Origin of the sequence: Bradyrhizobium genosp. SA-4 str. CB756, from assembly GCF_000473125.1 — a bacterium.
GTDB lineage: Bacteria > Pseudomonadota > Alphaproteobacteria > Rhizobiales > Xanthobacteraceae > Bradyrhizobium > Bradyrhizobium arachidis.
Genome location: NZ_KI421499.1, coordinates 5,390,396 through 5,407,171 on the forward strand (window position 1 = coordinate 5,390,396; position 16,776 = coordinate 5,407,171).

At 65.4% G+C, this 16,776-nt stretch carries 16 protein-coding genes, 1 tRNA gene and 1 pseudogene; 11 read left to right on the top strand and 7 right to left on the bottom strand.

The genetic code is table 11. The annotated features are described in order from the left end of the window. Positions 1-9 precede the first annotated feature (9 nt). Positions 10-885: a phosphoribulokinase gene (locus tag BRAGE_RS0126260; protein ID WP_027558226.1), complete on the bottom strand. Its 876-nt coding sequence runs from the start codon at positions 883-885 to the stop codon at positions 10-12. A gap of 11 nt (positions 886-896) precedes the next feature. Continuing rightward, positions 897-1,934, bottom strand: a complete 1,038-nt coding sequence (locus BRAGE_RS0126265; protein ID WP_027558225.1) for a class 1 fructose-bisphosphatase — start codon at positions 1,932-1,934, stop codon at positions 897-899. A 119-nt stretch (positions 1,935-2,053) separates the two neighbouring features. On the opposite strand from BRAGE_RS0126265, the gene BRAGE_RS0126270 reads away from it, so the two are divergent. From BRAGE_RS0126270 to BRAGE_RS56915, 3 genes and pseudogenes are all read left to right on the top strand, one after another. Beyond that, the gene (locus BRAGE_RS0126270) at positions 2,054-3,031 is read left to right on the top strand and encodes a LysR family transcriptional regulator (RefSeq protein WP_027558224.1); all 978 of its coding nucleotides are present in this window, start codon (positions 2,054-2,056) and stop codon (positions 3,029-3,031) included. Positions 3,032-3,512: 481 nt separating this feature from the next. After that, positions 3,513-4,034: pseudogene (locus BRAGE_RS56910) on the top strand (TonB-dependent receptor plug domain-containing protein); the annotation flags it as partial. Between the two features lie 551 nt (positions 4,035-4,585). Then, a complete protein-coding gene (locus BRAGE_RS56915) occupies positions 4,586-5,806 on the top strand; it encodes a TonB-dependent receptor (RefSeq protein ID WP_245161745.1) in 1,221 nt (406 codons plus the stop codon). Positions 5,807-5,883: 77 nt separating this feature from the next. Here the strand turns inward: BRAGE_RS56915 and BRAGE_RS0126285 are convergent, their stop codons facing one another. From BRAGE_RS0126285 to BRAGE_RS0126300, 4 genes are all read right to left on the bottom strand, one after another. Continuing rightward, positions 5,884-6,093 carry a hypothetical protein gene (locus tag BRAGE_RS0126285; protein ID WP_027558222.1) on the bottom strand — a complete coding sequence of 70 codons (210 nt, stop codon included), beginning with the start codon at positions 6,091-6,093 and terminating at the stop codon, positions 5,884-5,886. Between the two features lie 135 nt (positions 6,094-6,228). After that, positions 6,229-6,648 (bottom strand): hypothetical protein, encoded by a 420-nt coding sequence (locus tag BRAGE_RS0126290; protein WP_027558221.1) that lies wholly within the window; start codon positions 6,646-6,648, stop codon positions 6,229-6,231. Positions 6,649-6,774: 126 nt separating this feature from the next. Beyond that, positions 6,775-7,968 carry an MFS transporter gene (locus tag BRAGE_RS0126295; protein ID WP_027558220.1) on the bottom strand — a complete coding sequence of 398 codons (1,194 nt, stop codon included), beginning with the start codon at positions 7,966-7,968 and terminating at the stop codon, positions 6,775-6,777. 53 nt (positions 7,969-8,021) lie between these two features. After that, entirely contained in the window at positions 8,022-8,642 is a 621-nt protein-coding gene (locus BRAGE_RS0126300) for a TetR/AcrR family transcriptional regulator (protein WP_035730079.1), read from the bottom strand. A gap of 1,125 nt (positions 8,643-9,767) precedes the next feature. Here BRAGE_RS0126300 and BRAGE_RS0126305 point away from each other — a divergent pair. The 3 genes from BRAGE_RS0126305 to BRAGE_RS0126320 all read left to right on the top strand — a co-directional run bounded on the left by BRAGE_RS0126305 (position 9,768) and on the right by BRAGE_RS0126320 (position 11,086). Next, the gene (locus tag BRAGE_RS0126305; RefSeq protein WP_027558218.1) at positions 9,768-10,211 is read left to right on the top strand and encodes a hypothetical protein; all 444 of its coding nucleotides are present in this window, start codon (positions 9,768-9,770) and stop codon (positions 10,209-10,211) included. A 118-nt stretch (positions 10,212-10,329) separates the two neighbouring features. Next, positions 10,330-10,554, top strand: coding sequence for a hypothetical protein (locus tag BRAGE_RS0126310; protein ID WP_027558217.1), 225 nt, complete (start codon positions 10,330-10,332; stop codon positions 10,552-10,554). Between the two features lie 205 nt (positions 10,555-10,759). Further along, on the top strand, positions 10,760-11,086 hold the full coding sequence (locus BRAGE_RS0126320) for a hypothetical protein (RefSeq protein WP_027558216.1): 327 nt from the start codon (positions 10,760-10,762) through the stop codon (positions 11,084-11,086). Positions 11,087-11,729: 643 nt separating this feature from the next. Here the strand turns inward: BRAGE_RS0126320 and BRAGE_RS0126330 are convergent. Beyond that, a tRNA-Pro gene (locus BRAGE_RS0126330) sits at positions 11,730-11,806 on the bottom strand. A 68-nt stretch (positions 11,807-11,874) separates the two neighbouring features. On the opposite strand from BRAGE_RS0126330, the gene BRAGE_RS0126335 reads away from it, so the two are divergent. The 5 genes from BRAGE_RS0126335 to BRAGE_RS0126355 all read left to right on the top strand — a co-directional run bounded on the left by BRAGE_RS0126335 (position 11,875) and on the right by BRAGE_RS0126355 (position 16,753). Then, entirely contained in the window at positions 11,875-12,864 is a 990-nt protein-coding gene (locus tag BRAGE_RS0126335) for an L-threonylcarbamoyladenylate synthase (protein ID WP_027558215.1), read from the top strand. A 23-nt stretch (positions 12,865-12,887) separates the two neighbouring features. Further along, positions 12,888-14,315 carry an FAD-binding oxidoreductase gene (locus tag BRAGE_RS0126340; protein WP_027558214.1) on the top strand — a complete coding sequence of 476 codons (1,428 nt, stop codon included), beginning with the start codon at positions 12,888-12,890 and terminating at the stop codon, positions 14,313-14,315. Beyond that, a complete protein-coding gene (locus BRAGE_RS0126345; RefSeq protein WP_027558213.1) occupies positions 14,312-14,746 on the top strand; it encodes a GNAT family acetyltransferase in 435 nt (144 codons plus the stop codon). The genes BRAGE_RS0126340 and BRAGE_RS0126345 overlap by 4 nt, the downstream gene beginning before the upstream one ends. Positions 14,747-14,964: 218 nt before the next feature. Beyond that, positions 14,965-15,546 carry an NUDIX domain-containing protein gene (locus BRAGE_RS0126350; protein ID WP_027558212.1) on the top strand — a complete coding sequence of 194 codons (582 nt, stop codon included), beginning with the start codon at positions 14,965-14,967 and terminating at the stop codon, positions 15,544-15,546. A 277-nt stretch (positions 15,547-15,823) separates the two neighbouring features. Continuing rightward, entirely contained in the window at positions 15,824-16,753 is a 930-nt protein-coding gene (locus tag BRAGE_RS0126355; RefSeq protein WP_027558211.1) for a glycine reductase, read from the top strand. Positions 16,754-16,776 lie beyond the last annotated feature (23 nt).

The window sequence follows — 16,776 nt, forward strand, 5'->3', positions numbered from 1 at the left end:
TCTCCTCGTTCACTTCAAGCTGCGCTTGCGCTCGATCAGCTGCATGATCAGCGGCGTCAGGATCAGCTGCATCGCAAGATCGAGCTTCGCGCCCGGACACACGATCGAGTTCGCGCGGGACATCCAGCTGTGCGGCAGCATCGAGAGCAGATAAGGGAAGTCGATGCCGCGCGGATTCTTGAAGCGGATCACGACCATCGATTCGTCCGGCGTCGGGATCCAGCGCGCGATGAACGGATTGGAGGTGTCCACCGTCGGCACACGCTGGAAGTTGATGTCGGTCTCGGTGAATTGCGGGCAGATGTAGTGGATGTAGTCGGGCATCCGCCGCAGGATCGTGTCGGTGACGGCCTCGGTCGAATAGCCGCGCGCGCTGCGATCGCGGTGCAGCTTCTGGATCCATTCGAGATTGATGACGGGCACGACGCCGATCTTGAGGTCGGCATAACGTGCGACATTGACTTTGTCGGTGACGACAGCGCCGTGCAGGCCCTCGTAGAACAAGAGGTCTGAATTCTCCGGCAGCCGTTCCCATTCGGTGAAGGTGCCGGGTGCAGCGCCGTGCAGCGCGGATTCTTCTGCGTCGTGCACGTAATGCCGCGTCGTCGCCGTTCCGGTCTCGCCATAGTCGCGGAACGCGCGCTCCAGCTCCTCGAACAGATTGGTCTCGGGGCTGAAATGGCTGAAATGCTTGTTGCCGCGCTCGGCCTCGGTGGCCATCTTCGTGCGCATCTCGGCGCGGTCGTAGCGATGGAAGGCATCACCCTCGATGTAGACGGCGTTGACCTTCTCGCGGAAGAAGATCTGCTCGAAGGTCTTCTTGACCGAGGTGGTGCCGGCGCCGGAGGAGCCGGTGATGGAGATGATCGGATGCTTCCTGGACATGGGACGCCCTCCTACAGCCGGAAGAAGCCGCGTCGCGCGAACAGCGGCGCGGCGACGCTGGCAACCAAAAGCGGGTCGCAATGCAGTTCCTCAACGCGCCGCACCTCGTTGCTCGAGCCCATGATCAGCGGCACGCGCTGATGCAAGCTTTGCGCCGACAGATCGAGGATGCGCTCGCGCCCGGTCGAGGCCGAGCCGCCGGCCTGCTCGATGATCATGGCCATCGGATGCGCCTCATAAGTGAGGCGCAGGCGGCCGTCGCCATAGCCGGGACGCGCGTCTGACGGATACAGGAACACGCCTCCGCGGGTGAGGATGCGATAAGCCTCCGCCACCAGCGAGCCGATCCAGCGCATGTTGAAGTTATGGTTGGCGGGGCCTTCGACGCCGGCGAGGCATTCGTCGACGAAGGCGCGCACCGGCGGATCCCAGTGCCGGCGGTTGGAGGCGTTGATCGCGAACTCCTCGCAGGCCTCGGAGATCTGCACGGCGCTGCGGGCGAGCCGGAAGCAATTGGCCTTGCGGTCGAGCGTGAAGATGTCGACGCCGTCGCCGAGCGTCAGCACCAGCGAGGTCTGTGGACCGTAGGTGACGAACCCGGCGGCGAGTTGCGCTGACCCGCGCTGATGGAAGGCGAGCGAGACGTCGTCGGGCGCGGGCAGGATCGAGAAGATCGTGCCGACAGTCATGTTCAGGTCGATGTTGGAGGAGCCGTCGAGCGGGTCGATCGCGACGCAGATCTTTGCCTCGCGGTCACCGATCTGCGGCTCGCGCATCTCCTCCGACGCCAGCGCCGCGATCGGGAGCTTGCCAAGGCAGCGGCGCAGGATCGCATCGGCCTGCACGTCGAGGTCGCGCTGGACATCTCCGTCGCTGTTGCGGCCGGTGGTCAGGCCGGAGGCGTCGGCGAGATCGCCGGTCGCGATAAGGTCGGCGATCTCGATCGCCGCAGCTGCGATGGCATCGACTGCGGCCGCCACGGCAAGCGCATGCGGCGCCGTCTCGGAATACCGTTGAAGGTGGTCGTCCAGCCTGAGTTGCCCGGTCATCTGCGTCCATCCCCTTGCTGGCGCCGCATCCAGTTCCCTCCCCGCTGGAGGTCGGTGCGGTCAGTCCCAGCACGAGGAGATTGACAGGGGCGGCCTAATAAGGAAAATTTCTATTCATAATGAGCGCCAAAGAATTTTCTTATAATGGCCCCGGCCATGCGGCGGCCCAGCTCCGGCATCTGACGATCCGGCAGCTGCGCTCGCTCGCGGCGCTCTCGGCCAAGGGCAGCGTCACGGCGGCCTCCGGCCATCTGGGGCTGACGCAGCCGGCCGTGACCCAGCAGCTGCGGCAGCTCCAGGACCTTGCCGGCTTGCCGCTGGTGCAGCGGACCGGCGACGGCATGCTACTGACGGAGGCCGGCCGGGAAGTGCTGGCGCTCGCCGAACGCGTCGAGGCCGCGATCATGGACTGCCAGGGCGCACTCGACCTGCTCGCCGGGCGCACCGGCGGCACCGTGCATCTCGGCGCGGTCTCGACCGCGAAATATTTCGTGCCGCATGCGATCGCTGCGTTCTCGAAGCGGCATCCGAAGATCGAGATCAAGCTCACCATCGGCAATCGCGAGGAGATTCGCGAAGCCATGCACGGCTACGACCTCGATTTCGCGGTGATGGGTCGGCCACCGGCCGATGTCAGCGTCGACGTGCGTCAGCTTGGACGCAATCCGCACATCATCGTCGCGCGCAAGGGGCACTGGCTGGAGAAGGATTCGGGCCTCAGCCTGACCGACCTCGTGCACGAGACCTTCCTCACCCGCGAGCCGGGCTCCGGCACGCGCACGCTGATGGAGGGCATGTTCCAGAAGTCGGATCTCGAGCCGATCATCGGCATGGAGATGAGCAGCAACGAGACGATCAAGCAGGCGGTGATCGCCGGGCTCGGCATCGCCTTCATCTCGGCCCACACGGTCGCGCACGAGCTCGCCGAGGGCCGCCTCATCGTGCTCGACGTCGCGGGCTTGCCGATCGTGCGGCAATGGTACGTGATCCGCCGCAGCGACAAGGTGCTGCTGCCGCCTGCGCAGGCGATGTTCGATTTTCTCGGCTCGGAAGGCTCGAACTATCTGCCCGACGTGCCCGAGTTCGGCGGACGATAACTCGCAGGCGCTCAGCTCATGAGCTTCATGGCGACGGTCGCCGCCAGCACCACGATGATCTGGAGCAGACGCTCCGTCGTGAAGATGCGGTTGAAGGTGGTCATCGCTTGCCCCCCGGCCGGTTTGAAGATGATTTCGGTCGGCCGTTGCTAGCACAGGCGGGCACCGAGAGAACTCCGTAGTCGCCACGGGTTCTGCCCCATCCGGCCGATCGCCGGAATTCGAATTGTTTCGAACGATTCAAATCTCATGTCCAGGAATTGCTCGACGCCCTCAGTGTTCATGCACGCAGTGACTTCGCGTGCACGGATGCGTCTTGCCCCGCGTCCAGCCGCATCCTTGGGGAATCCGGGCGAGTTTTGCAGAGTTGAGGGAGGGCGCGATGAGTCATATCGCAGCCAACGCAGAGGTGTCGCCGTCCGCAGGCCGGATTTTCGATAACAAGGCGCCAGGCATCGCGGGCGCTATTCTCACCGCCCTGATGATTTCGGCCGCATTTCTCGTGAGCCCGCAAGCCTTCGCACAATCCGCGCCGGCACAAGGCGCGACGCTCCCGCCCGTCACCGTCACCGCACCGGAAACGCGAGGTCGCTCGAACCCGTCCCCCGCCGCGCGCCGGTCGAGCGGCCCACGGACCCGCCGGCCCCAGACCGCGCGGAGGCCGGAGACGACTGACCAGCCGAAGCCGTTCACGCCATCGCAGGACGCGCGCACCGGCACGGTCGGCTATTTCGCCAACAGCACCTCGGTTGCCACCAAGAGCAACACGCCGATCGTCAACATTCCGCAATCGCTCTCCGTCATCACCCACGAGCAGATCCGCGACCAGAACTACCAGGGCCTGACCGACGTCACCCGCTACGTCCCGAGCGTCGCTGTGCACCAGGGCGAAGGCAATCGCGACGAGCTCGTCATCCGCGGCGTCGATTCCAGCGCGAACTTCTTCGTCAACGGTTTCCGCGATGACGTCCAGTACTTCCGCGACTTGTACAACGCCCAGAGCATCGAGGTGCTGAAGGGCCCGAGCGCGCTGACCTTCGGCCGCGGCGCCGGCGGCGGCGTGCTCAACCGCACCCTCAAGGAGGCCGACGGCAGGCGCATCTACGAGGCGAGTGCGCAGACGGGATCATGGGGCGACCGCCGCGTCACGCTCGATGCAGGGCAGGCCATCAACGACAACGTGGCCGCGCGGCTGAACATGTTCTACGAGGGCAGCGATGCGTTCCGCGACTTCAACCATCTCGAGCGCTACGGCATCAACCCGACCGTCACGCTGAAGCCTGACGACTTCACCAGGGTCAAGCTGTCCTACGAATATTACCACGACGGCCGCACCGCCGATCGCGGCAATCCCTCGCAGAGCCTTCCCGGCGGGGTCACCCGCTTCAACCCGACGACGCCGTTTGCACCGAACGGGAATCTCCAGACCTTCTTCGGCAGCCCCAGCCTCAACACGGCGCAGGCGACGGTGCAGACCGGCATGGCGATCATCGAGCACGATTTCCAGAACGGGCTCTCGATGCGCAACGGCACCATCGCGGCCGACTACCAAAAATTCTACCAGAACGTCTATCCGGCCAACGGCCGCTCGCCGGCGCCGTCAATGCGGCCGACACCGCGTTCAACCTCGGTGCCTATCAGCACACCACCAACCGCGACAATGTCTTCAACCAGACCGACTTCACCTACAAGGGCTGGACCGGCCCGATCGCGCACACCTTTGGCTTCGGCACCGAGTTCGGCCGCCAGACCGGCGTCGACATCCGCAACACCGGCATCCTCCCGAACGGCACCAACACCATCGTGCAGAACCCGTTCGCACCGACCTATTTCGGCCCGGTGACCTTCATCCATCATTTCACCGGCGTGAATGGCGACGGCGTCACGACGCCGGATTCCAACAGCAAATATGCGTTGAACGTCGAATCCGGCTACTTGCGCGACACCATCGAATTCTCGCGCGCGCTCCAGCTCATCCTGGGCACTCGGTTCGACCGCTTCGAGATGTCGGCGCTGGACATGAACACCAACATCAACCGCAACCGCACCGACAATCTGGTGTCGCCGCAGGCGGCCGTGATCCTCAAGCCGATGCAGACCATGTCGGTCTACACCGCCTACAGCATCTCCTATTTGCCCGCCTCCGGCGACCAGTTCTCCTCACTCAACGACGGCACGCTGATCCTCCAGCCGCAGAAGTTCGAGAACACCGAGGTCGGAATGAAGTGGAACATCAATCCGAAGCTGTTGTTCTCCACCGCGATCTACAATCTCAACCGCACCAACCAGCCGATCGCGGACGGCAACAATCCCGGCTTCTTCCTGCCCTCCGGCAGCACGCTGACGCGCGGCTTCGAGGCGAGCCTCGTCGGCTATGTCACCGAGCAGTGGCAGTCCTCGCTCGGCTATGCCTATACGGATGCGAAGATCACGAGCGCAACGTCGGCGACCGTGGTGCCCGGCAACCGCGTGCAGCTTGTCCCGTACAATCAGTTCGCCTGGTGGAACAAATATCAGTTCACGCCGATGTGGGCGGCCGCGCTCGGCATCATCTATTTCGGCGACTCGTTTGCGTCGTCCGACGATACGGTGCGCCTGCCGAGCTTCGTGCGCTTCGATGCCGGCGTCTACGCCACGATCGATGCCAACTGGCGCGCGCAGCTCACGGTCGAGAACATCTTCAACCGCGGCTATTGGGCGTCCGCCGACGGCAACAACAACATCTCGCCCGGTCAGGGCCGCACGGTGCGCGTTCAGGCGAGCTACAGGTTCTGACCGGTCATGGCGCGAGCGTCTGCGATCCCTCGCATGCGGTTCGCGCCTTTCGACCTCCGTGCTGCGATGGTTAACGATCAGGCCGCGAGCGGGGCGGCGTAATCCACGCGCGTGGCAAAGTAGGTTTCCAGCTCCGACAGCGCCCGCGCTTCCCAGTCCCTCGCCTGCTCCAGCAGCGACCAGCTCTGGCCCGGGCGGAATGCGGCGGTCTGGCGATAGAGAGATGCGATGCCGCGATAGCGACGCACGTTCTCCAAAATGGCGTGACCGTTTATTTGGCCGTTCATCGAAAACTCCCTCGTCATTCCCGGGGGAGAAATTGCGGCCAAATCTTTTTCGAAAAGTTAGCGCCGCGCAGCAAGCTCGCGGATGGTTGCCGGACTGTTGCGCACGCGCAACGCGCGCGATCCGGCACCGCCGATTTATTGCGAATTCGTTGCCGCGCTTTCGCCCGACGGCTTCAGCCCGCCGCGGCTGATGATCGCCATCGTCTCGCGGCAGAGATCGGCAAGGCCGATCAGGAGCACGGCGAGCAGGCAGAAGAAGTTGATGGAATCCGCATTCGCGCTGGTCAGCGGCATGAACTCGAAGAAGGGCGGTATGAACGCCCACCACACCAGCGGCACGGTGAGCAGCGCCGCGAACGCCGCCGCCGGCGCGCCTGCGACGATGCCGAGCACGAACAGGCTGGGCAGGAATGCCGCGAAATAGAGCTTTGCGCCGAGCGCGACGCAGATGCCTTGAATCGCAGCCGACGCTGCGACGACGCCGAATCCGAGCAGGAACGCCTGCCACGACCATGGCCGTACTCGCGGTACGCCAAACAGTCCCGCACGCCTCATCAGCCTCCCCCTGCCGCCCGTTAACCAAGGCCGCTTGCGACCAAAGTACTACAGCGCTGCGGAAATCGCGAGATGGAAATTCGGGCGCCGGCCGAGGCTTGGTAAACGCATCGCACCATCGCAGCCCTACTCGGTGGCGGCGTAGAGCAGGCCCGCGACCGGCAGGGCAAGGCCAATGGCCGATGCCAGCGTCCAGCCGCCCTGCGCAAAGGCCCAGGCGCCGACCGCCGAGCCGGCAGCGCCGGCGGCGAAGAACGTCGCCATGTAAAGGCCGTTGAGGCGGCTGCGGTGCTCGTGCCCGAGCACGAAGATGGCGCGAAAGCCGAGCACGACGTTGCCCTGCACGCCGATGTCGATCGCGATCGCGGCCACGACGAGACAAGCGAGGTTCAGCATCGAGCCGGGCGCGCCGAGATAGGTCACCAGAAAACCGGCGGCGGCGAGCAGCATGGCGACCCGCGTCGCGATGCGGCTATGGCCGCGATCGGCGAGCCGTCCCGCGATGGGAGCTGCGAACACACCGGCGACACCGGCGAGCGCGAACAGCGCGATGCCGCGCTGGGTGAAGCCGAATTCACTGGCGAGCTGGAGCGGCGCCACCGTCCAGAACAGCGTGAAGCAGCCGAACAGGCTCGCCTGGTACAGGGCGCGGCGCCGGAGCAGCGGCGTAGTCAGGGCCAGATGCGGCATGGAGAGCAGCAGCGTTCCGTAATGCATGCGCGCGACCGGCTTGCGCTTCGGCAGCGTCATCCACAGCACCGCCGCGAGCACGATCATCAGTGCGGCCGAGCAGAAGAACACCGCGTGCCATGAGGCGGCCGCCGTGACGAAGCTCGACACCGGCCGCGCCAGCATGATGCCGAGCATCAGGCCGGTCGAGACGTTGCCGACGACGCGGCCGCGGATGGCTTCGGGCGCAAGATGCGCGGCATAGGGAATGATGATCTGCACCGCGACCGAGCCGAGCCCGACGAATAAAGCGGCGATCAGGAATGGCAGCGCGTGGGTGGCGAACGCAGCGGCGAGCAGCGCGGCCGCGCCGAGCGTGATGACCGAGCAGATCAGCGCGCGATTCTCGACGAGGTCGCCGAGCGGCACGATGAAGAGCAGCCCGACGCCGTAGCCGATCTGCGTCATGGTGACGATCAGCCCGGCCGCTTCGTGCGACAGGCCGAGCGCGGCGCTGATCGGGGCGATCAGCGGCTGGGCGTAGTAGATGTTGGCGGCGACCATGCCACAGGCCGCGGCCAGCACGAAGGTTAGTCGCTGCGACACCGCATCCGGCCTGGGCGCAGTCTCGATCGTAGCATTCATCGTCATTTCACGTGGTCTCCAAACAATCGGGAACGTTCATTCCCTAATACGACACAAATTCAGGCGAGCAGCTTCATCGCGATGCCGACGATGCGGGTGCCGTCGAGCGGCAGGCGCGCCTTGCCGACGACGCGCATGCCTTGCGTGATGCAGATCATCAGCCGCGCGGTGTCATCGGGCTCGACATGGCCGGGAATCGAGCCGTCGGCCTGGCCCTCGCGGATCAGGCCGGCGATGAAGCTTTCATTGGTCTCGAGCTGGGCGCGGACGCGGGCGGCGACGGCGGAATCGACCGCCGACAGTTCGACCGCACTGCCGACCACAAGGCAGCCGCGCCGCCCCTCGATGCCTTGCGAATGCGCGACATAGGACAGCAGCACGTTGCGCAGCCGCTCGCGGCCGTTGTCGCCCTCGGCCGCCGCGCTGCGGGTCTGCTCCTGGCGCAGCGCCGTGTAGCGCTCGAAGGCGGCGAGGAACACCGCATGCTTGTCGCGAAACGCCTTGTAGACGCTGCCGGTGGCGAGCCGCATCGCCGCTGTGAGGTCGCCGATCGAGGTGGCATGATAGCCGCGCTCCCGAAACACGCGCACGGCGCGGTCGAGCGCGGTATCCATGTCGAACTCCCGGGGCCGTCCGGGCGGACGGGCTGCGGGCTGGGATCGGCGGGCTGTCTTTTGCATTGCGGCATAATAGGGAATGATTGTTCCCGAATAAAGACACGTGGTTGTGATGGGGGATTGGCCTGTACGTCGTTGCCAGATCCGTCATCCTGAGGTGCGAGGCATGGGACGCGACGCGTCCCATGGGGAGCCTCGAAGGATGAGCGGCCGAGATGCAGCTGGGCCGTCGCCCTTCGAGGCTTGCTCCACGGCGCATTGCGCCGCGGAGCGCGCACTTCGGGGTGGCGGGATGGACAAAGAGTTCGCTGCTATGAGGCGGCATCGCAATTTTCGGAACGGCTCTTGTAGGATGGGTAGAGCGGAGCGAAACCCATCGACTCCCGTGAACGCCGAAGCATGATGGGTTTCGCTGCGCTCTACCCATCCTACGGACTACGGCGCTGCAGACACACCTTCGCATCCTCGCGGCTGATGTCACCCGAGCTTTGCTTGGTCATTCCACCCTCAAAGCCAAGAGGGAGGGAAGGCCGGGTGCCAGCTAGCACCCGCGGTCCGCTGCGCGAATAGGTAGCGCAAGGAGACCGCACAGCGGTATACAGGTGAAGCCCAACACACGGCCTTCCCTGCGCGATGGTTGGACGGCTTATGCCGTGCTCTCCCGGGAGCCGAGTTCTTGCTGGCCTCCCTCGCCCTCACAGAAGTCGCCGGCAGCGCGCCGGTTGACGCGACTGCCGCATCCGCCAAGGCTTGACCGTAGCAACGACGGCCAGGACCACACGGTTTTGCCGTACGCACGGCCCGCTATTCGCCGCAGTTTTCCCAGCCCTGTCGACAAAGCCGGAAACTTACAGGCGAGACGAACCTGACAGCGCCGTTCGTCCACGCGAAGCCTCGGGCTCACGGAGAGCAATCCGCCCTGCCCTTGGCCACTGCGCCCGACGCTGCCGCGTCCACCGCAAACCCCGCTCGCGAACATGACGACCTCACGATCGCCCCTCAAGGATGAGCCGGGATGGGCGACACATACGACAAATCCGAATTTCGGTAAAGTGGAATATTTTTGCGAAATCGGATTGACAGCCTGCCGACACAGCCGCTTCCGCCCGGCGGAAAGTGCCGACGACAAAGTGTAATCTTGTGCGCCTACGCTGCTGCCCGATCGATGCACCGAGCGGAGCAGACGCGATGTCGAACGAGCTGGCCGAGAGCGTGACGGCGTTTTTCCAGACCTATTGCGCAGCGTTCGAGGCGCTGGATGTGGAGGCGATCGCCGACTGCGTCGCCTATCCCAGCCATATCGTCTCGGACGGCGAAGACGTCACACTGATCGCGATGTCGAACAGACAGGAGTGCCTCGCGGCGATGACCCGCGTCGTCGAGTTGCATCGCCAGCTCGGTGCGCCCTCCGGCCGCGTCGAGGACCTGTCGATCCTGGAATTGTCGCCGCGGCTCGTGCAGGCCTCGCTGCGCATGGATGTGCTCGATGGCACGTCCAACCTTCTCTACGATTTCCGGGCCACCTACAGTCTGGTGAAATTTGCCGGCGCATGGCGCATCGTTGCGATCGCGCACAACCAGATCCCGCGACTGCTGCGATGCATCGCGCAGCGCCAGCCGGGCGCGGCCTGATCGGGAACTTTCGTTGCCAATCTGCAACGGTTCCCTGCGATCTGAAGCCGGACAAAACAAACTCCCATTCCGGCCACGAACCGCTCTCACAACGCCGTGAGACGACAGGGGAATGACGATGCGTGCACAACGCGTTTGGAAAGTGAACGGGGCTGCCAGCATCGGGCAGCTCCAGTCGAGACTGGACGATCTCAACAAGCGTCTCAGCCAGCTCGAAGGCCAGAATCCGGAGAATTGGAAGCTCGAAGAGCTGAGATCGAGCGCGCTCAGGCTGTCGCGAGAGATCGACGACATCCGCTGCGCGGAAGCGACGGCGGCGCTGAGCGAGCTTTTGCGGAAGTAACCGGCGCCCGGGTGATTCGCTCGCCGCTTAGGGAACCAACGCGTCCCGCCGCAATTTCCATGCTGAGCATGGAGCAAGATCATGACCAGGCACCTGACGCGAGCCGATCTCGCCCGCGGCGTGGCCGGCGCGGTATCCACGCTGGTCCTGTGCGCGACGGCAGCCTTCACCATCGCACGCCACTTCGCGCTGTGAGGGATTTGGCATGACATCCGATCCCGAGGAGTCGGTGAGGCTGCAAGGCTTTGGCGAGATGACATTGCGCACCGCGATCGCGACGCTGATGGCGCTCGCACCGCGCGAGCGAACCGACGCCGCCATCTTCCGCATCCGCGACGGCTCGCGTTTGGCTTCGAGCGAGATCACCGAGCTCGCATCCGACTGGGGCATGACGCCGATGGCCGAGGTCAGATCGCCACGACTGGCGCCGGATCAGCACTGGACAGACATCGTTCGCGGCATGGTGCGCGAGGCCCCGCTGCCGTCGTTGATGGTGGCGTTTTTGGTGGGCGTGCTGGTGGCGCGGCGGTAGGCCTTACCGCGGCCGCGCCTGCAGGAGAGCGGCACCTATGTGAAGCGGCACAATCAATCCGCTTGTCTCGTGCAACTTTTCAACGTGAGGTCGAGATGCTACCGTGCGCGAGCGGCCCTGGCCGCCGCCAGAAATAGCAATGGGGGAAGTGCTATGAATGCCTCGTCACTCCTGCTTGCTGCGCTCGTCCTCGCTTCGATCAATCCAGCAAACGCCGCTCCGCGCACGCACCTCGCCACGCCGGCGTCCGACACCACGACCACCGGATCCACCTGCAGCGGCGGTTCGTGGCCTAGTTTTGGGGGAGCGTGCCGAAACTTCGGCAACTGGGCGAACTACAACGAATGCCTGGCGTGGGGTGCAAAGGCCGGCTGGAGGGGCACCGAGCTCTGGTGGTATTGCAGCAGCGTCGGGCTCAAGCAGTAGGAAGAGGCTACCGGTTGTGAATGGCGGTACGCCTCTGACCTAGCTCGCAAGTCCGAACCGTCGGTGCTCGCTAGTGACAAGCCATGCCGCGCGCTCAAGCGCCCCTGCCCGGCCAAATCGGCCGTGGACCCGCCCCGAAAATCGTTGCAGAAAGGCACCCTGAGGCGCCGGCGGGCCGGTCCGCCAAGCCTCTGGAAAACGTCAACTTTTGGAAGAATGGTCGGAGTGGCAGGATTCGAACCTGCGACCCCTGCGTCCCGAACGCAGTGCTCTACCGGGCTGAGCCACACTCCGACAAGAAGGCGGCTTATAGCGTCGGGTTTGACGCACTGCAAGCGGCCGAGCCGAGGAATTTTGTCCCTGTGAAAACGGGCCTTGAGACACTGATTTTGCCGGCTGGTGAGGCCGGCGCGGAAGCCGCCGCCCGGACCTTGGCCGCCGGCGGGCTGGTCGCGTTTCCGACCGAGACGGTCTACGGCCTCGGCGCGGACGCCGCCAATGCCACCGCGGTGGCCCATATCTACAGCGCCAAGGGGCGGCCGGCCTTCAATCCGCTGATCGCGCACGTGCCGGACATCGCGGCTGCGCGCCGGATCGGCCGGTTCGACGCCCGCGCGCTGAAGCTGGCGGAGGCGTTCTGGCCGGGGCCGCTGACGCTGGTGGTGCCGAAGACCGACGATTGCCCGGTGGCGGATCTCGCCACGGCTGGCCTCGACACCGTCGCGATCCGCATTCCCGCCCACCCCGTGGCCGAGGCGATCCTGCGCGCCTTCGGCGGGGCGGTGGTGGCGCCGTCGGCAAATATCTCCGGACACGTGTCGCCGACGCTGGCGGCGCACGTCGAGAGCGACCTTGCCGGACGGATCGACCTGATCGTCGACGGCGGGCCGGTCGCCGTCGGCGTCGAATCGACCATTGTCGGTTGCTTCGACGCACCGATGCTGCTGCGGCCCGGCGGGCTGTCGCGCGAGCGGATCGAGGCGGTGCTGGGCGCGCCGCTGGCGCGGCCGCCGGCGGAAGCCGAGAGCGACGACAGCCAGCCGCTGGCGCCGGGCATGCTGGCCTCGCATTACGCGCCGCGCGCGACTGTGCGACTCCGCGCGCAGGACGTTGCGCCTGATGAAGCGCTGCTTGCGTTCGGGCCTGCACGTCTGCCGGGCGTAGAGGCGGCCGCCGCTGTCATGAATCTGTCGCCCACCGCTGATCTCGATGAAGCCGCCGCCAATCTGTTCGGTTATCTTCGCAGCCTGGATGCAAAGGGACCGCGGGCGATTGCCGTAATGGCGATCCCCGAGGAAGGCTTGGGCGAAGCGATCAATGACCGGCTGCGGCGCGCGGCAGTTGCGCGCTAGAACGCGGAATGAAAGAAGACGACATGAACATCAATCAATCCGCCACCCCTCCGCTTGCGCCCGAGCTGATCGAGCAATTCCGCAAGATCGTCGGCGACAAGCACGCGATCACCGATGCGGCCGACATCGAGGCTTACGTCACCGAGGAGCGCAACCTCTTCCACGGCCGCACGCCGCTGGTGCTGCGTCCGGGCTCGACCGCCGAGGTCTCCGAAATCTGCAAGCTCGCCTCCGCGCACAAAATCGCGCTGGTGCCGCAGGGCGGCAATACCGGGCTCGTCGGCGGCCAGACGCCGCATAATGGCGAGGTCGTGGTGTCGCTGCGGCGGCTCGACAAGATCCGCGAGATCGACACCGCCTCCAACACCATGACCTGCGAAGCCGGCGTGGTGCTGCAGATCGCGCAGCAGAAGGCGTCCGACGTGGACCGGCTGTTTCCGCTCTCGCTCGGCGCCGAAGGCAGCTGCACCATCGGCGGCAATCTCTCCACCAATGCCGGCGGCACCGCCGCGCTCGCCTATGGCGTCGCGCGCGAGATGGCGCTGGGGCTGGAAGTGGTGCTCGCCGACGGGCGCGTGCTCAACGTGCTGTCCAAGCTGAAGAAGGACAACACCGGCTACAATCTGCACAACCTCTTCATCGGCGCCGAAGGCACGCTTGGCATCATCACCGCGGCGACGCTCAAGCTGTTTCCCAAGCCGCGGGCGGTCGAGACGGCCTATGTCGGGCTGAAGTCGCCGGCGGCGGCGCTAAAACTGCTGACGATCGCGCAGAGCGAGGCCGCGAACGCGCTGACGAGTTTTGAGCTGCTCTCGGAGATGGCGGTCGACTTCTCGGTGCGCCATGGCATCGACGTGCGCGATCCGCTTGCGGAAAAGCATCCGTGGTATGTGCTGATGGAATTGTCCTCGCCGAGCGACGACGCCCGCACGCCGCTGGAGACGATCCTCGGCCGCGCCATGGAGGAGGAGATCGTCGACGACGCGGTGATCGCGGCCAGCCTCGCCCAGCGCAACAACTTCTGGAAGCTGCGCGAGGAAATGTCCGCGGCGCAGAAGCCGGAGGGCGGCTCGATCAAGCACGACATCTCCGTGCCGGTTGCCGCCGTGCCTGCCTTCATCGCCGAGGCCGACGCCGCCGTCGTCAAGCTGATCCCCGGCGCACGGCCGGTGCCGTTCGGCCATCTCGGCGACGGCAACCTGCATTACAATGTCAGCCAGCCGATCGGCGCCAACACCGCGGACTTCCTGGCGCGCTGGCACGAGATGAATGCGGTCGTCTTCGAGATCGTGCTGCGCATGGGCGGCTCGATCTCGGCCGAGCACGGCATCGGCGTGCTCAAGCGCGACGAGCTGCCCGAGGTGAAGGACAAGACCGCGATCGAGCTGATGCGGTCGATCAAGGCGATGCTCGATCCGCACGGCATCATGAATCCGGGGAAGGTGCTGTGAGTGCTCTTGCGATCGATGCGATTGGGGATGCCGATGTCGAGAACGTTGTGGCGCTGTGGCAGCGCTGCGGCCTGACGCGGCCGTGGAATGATCCGCATGCCGACCTCGCGCTGGCGCGGCGGCGCGACAATTCCACCGTGCTGATCGGCCGCGACAATGGTGCGATCGTGGCGACCGTCATGGTTGGCCATGACGGCCATCGCGGCTGGGTCTATTACGTCGCGGTCGACCCCGACTGCCAGAAGCGCGGCCATGGCCGGGTGATCATGGCGGCGGCCGAGGACTGGCTGCGGCAGGCCGGGATTTCGAAGCTTCAGCTGCTGGTCCGGCGCGAGAATGCGCAGGCGACTGCGTTCTATGGCTCGCTCGGCTTCGAGCTGTCCACCTCCGTGATGTTCCAGAAGTGGCTCGACGGCCGCGCTAGTCCGTAAGGCTCGAGCGAGATGTGGCCGCGAACGCAACTACGCCCCCTCGCCCCGTTCTTACGGGGGCGCGACGAGCTGCGCTCGCGCTGGGAGGGTTGGGGTGAGGGGCTTCTCTCCACACGTGAGATCGCCGACGGGCCTGTACCCCCTCACCCGCATCCCATCTCCGATGGGACGCGACCTCTCCCCGCAAGCGGGGCGAGGTGAAGAAAAGAGAGATAGCCATGACCATTTCCGACCGCGTCCGCATCAAGGACGTCCGCGTGCTCTCCGACGGCTGGACCAAGCTGAAGACCACGACGTTCGAGTATCGGCGCGCCAATGGCGAATGGCAGACGCAGCACCGCGAGACCTATGAGCGCGACAACGCCGCCGCGGTGCTGCCGTATAATCGCGCGCGGCGCACCGTGATCCTGGTGAAACAATTCCGCCTGCCGGCCTTCATCCGCGGTTACGACGACCTCCTGATCGAAGCCGCCGCCGGCGTCCTCGACGATGCCTCGCCGGAAGTGCGCATCCGCGCCGAGGCCGAGGAGGAAACCGGCTATCGCCTGCATCACGTCGAGAAAGTGTTCGAGGCGTTCATGAGCCCGGGCGCGGTGACGGAGAAACTGCATTTCTTCATCGCCGAGTACGAGCACGAGATGCGCGTCAGCGACGGCGGCGGCCTCGCGCACGAGGGCGAGGACATCGAGGTGCTGGAGCTTTCCATCGACGAGGCGCTGGCGATGATCGCGGATGGCCGCATCATCGACGGCAAGGCGATCATGCTGCTGCAATACGCGGCGCTGCATGTGTTCAGGTGAGAGCTCTCTTCACCTCGCCCCGCTTGCGGGGAGAGGTCGGATTGCATCGAAGATGCAATCCGGGTGAGGGGGAGCCTCCGCGAGTCCAGCCCTCACCGTCCTCGCGGAGGCTCCCCCTCACCCCAACCCTCTCCCCGCAAGCGGGGCGAGGGAGCGCACCTGCCGCGCGGTGAGCCATCGCGGTAAGCAATTCAGACCTGCGCCGCCGCTCCCCCCGTTGAGCAACCCGAAAACTATCTCTAGTCTGGCGCCAACCAAGAACCAGGAGACGCGCCCCATGTCCGCTCCGCGCGACGACGAATTCGGCTTTGCGCCCGACTATGATTCCCCCGTCCCCTATATGCAGCGCACGCGGGATTATTACACCGCGATCGGCTACACCACGCCGTATCGCTGGGCGCATTACACCGAGGCGCCGTTCCAGCCGCTGAAGAAGCCGCTGGCGCAATCGCGGGTGACCATCATCACCACCGCTGCGCCGTACGATCCTGACAAGGGCGACCAGGGGCCGGGCGCGGCGTATAATGGCAGCGCGAAATTTTACCAGGTCTATGACGGCGACACCTCGAAAGCGCACGACCTTCGCATCTCCCACATCGGTTACGATCGCAAGCACACATCGGCGACCGACAGCGGCACCTGGTTTCCGCTGCCGCAGCTGTTGAAGGCGAGCGCCGCGGGACGCATCGGCGAGGTCGCGCCGCGCTTCTTCGGCGCGCCGACCAATCGCAGCCATCGTGTCACGATCGACACCGACGCGCCGGAGATTCTGGCGCGCTGCCTGGTCGACAAGGTCGATGTCGCGGTGCTGGTGCCGAACTGCCCGGTCTGTCACCAGACAACGGCGCTGGTGGCGCGACATCTCGAAGCCAACGGCATCCCGACCGTGATCATGGGCTGCGCCAAGGACATCATCGAGCACGCCGCCGTGCCGCGGTTTTTGTTCTCCGACTTCCCGCTCGGCAATTCCGCCGGCAAGCCGCATGACGTCACTTCGCAGGCGCAGACGCTGGAGCTGGCCTTGAGGTTGCTGGAGAGCGCGAGCGGGCCGCAGACCACGATGCAGTCGCCGCTGCGCTGGAGCGAGGACGCCTCCTGGAAGCTCGACTACAACAACGTCGCGCAGCTGTCGCCGGAAGAGCTCGCCCGCCGCCGCGCCGAATTCGACAAGCAGAAGGAGATCGCGCGCGGCAACCGTGCCGCCTGACGTCCTCCAACAACGATAAGCAA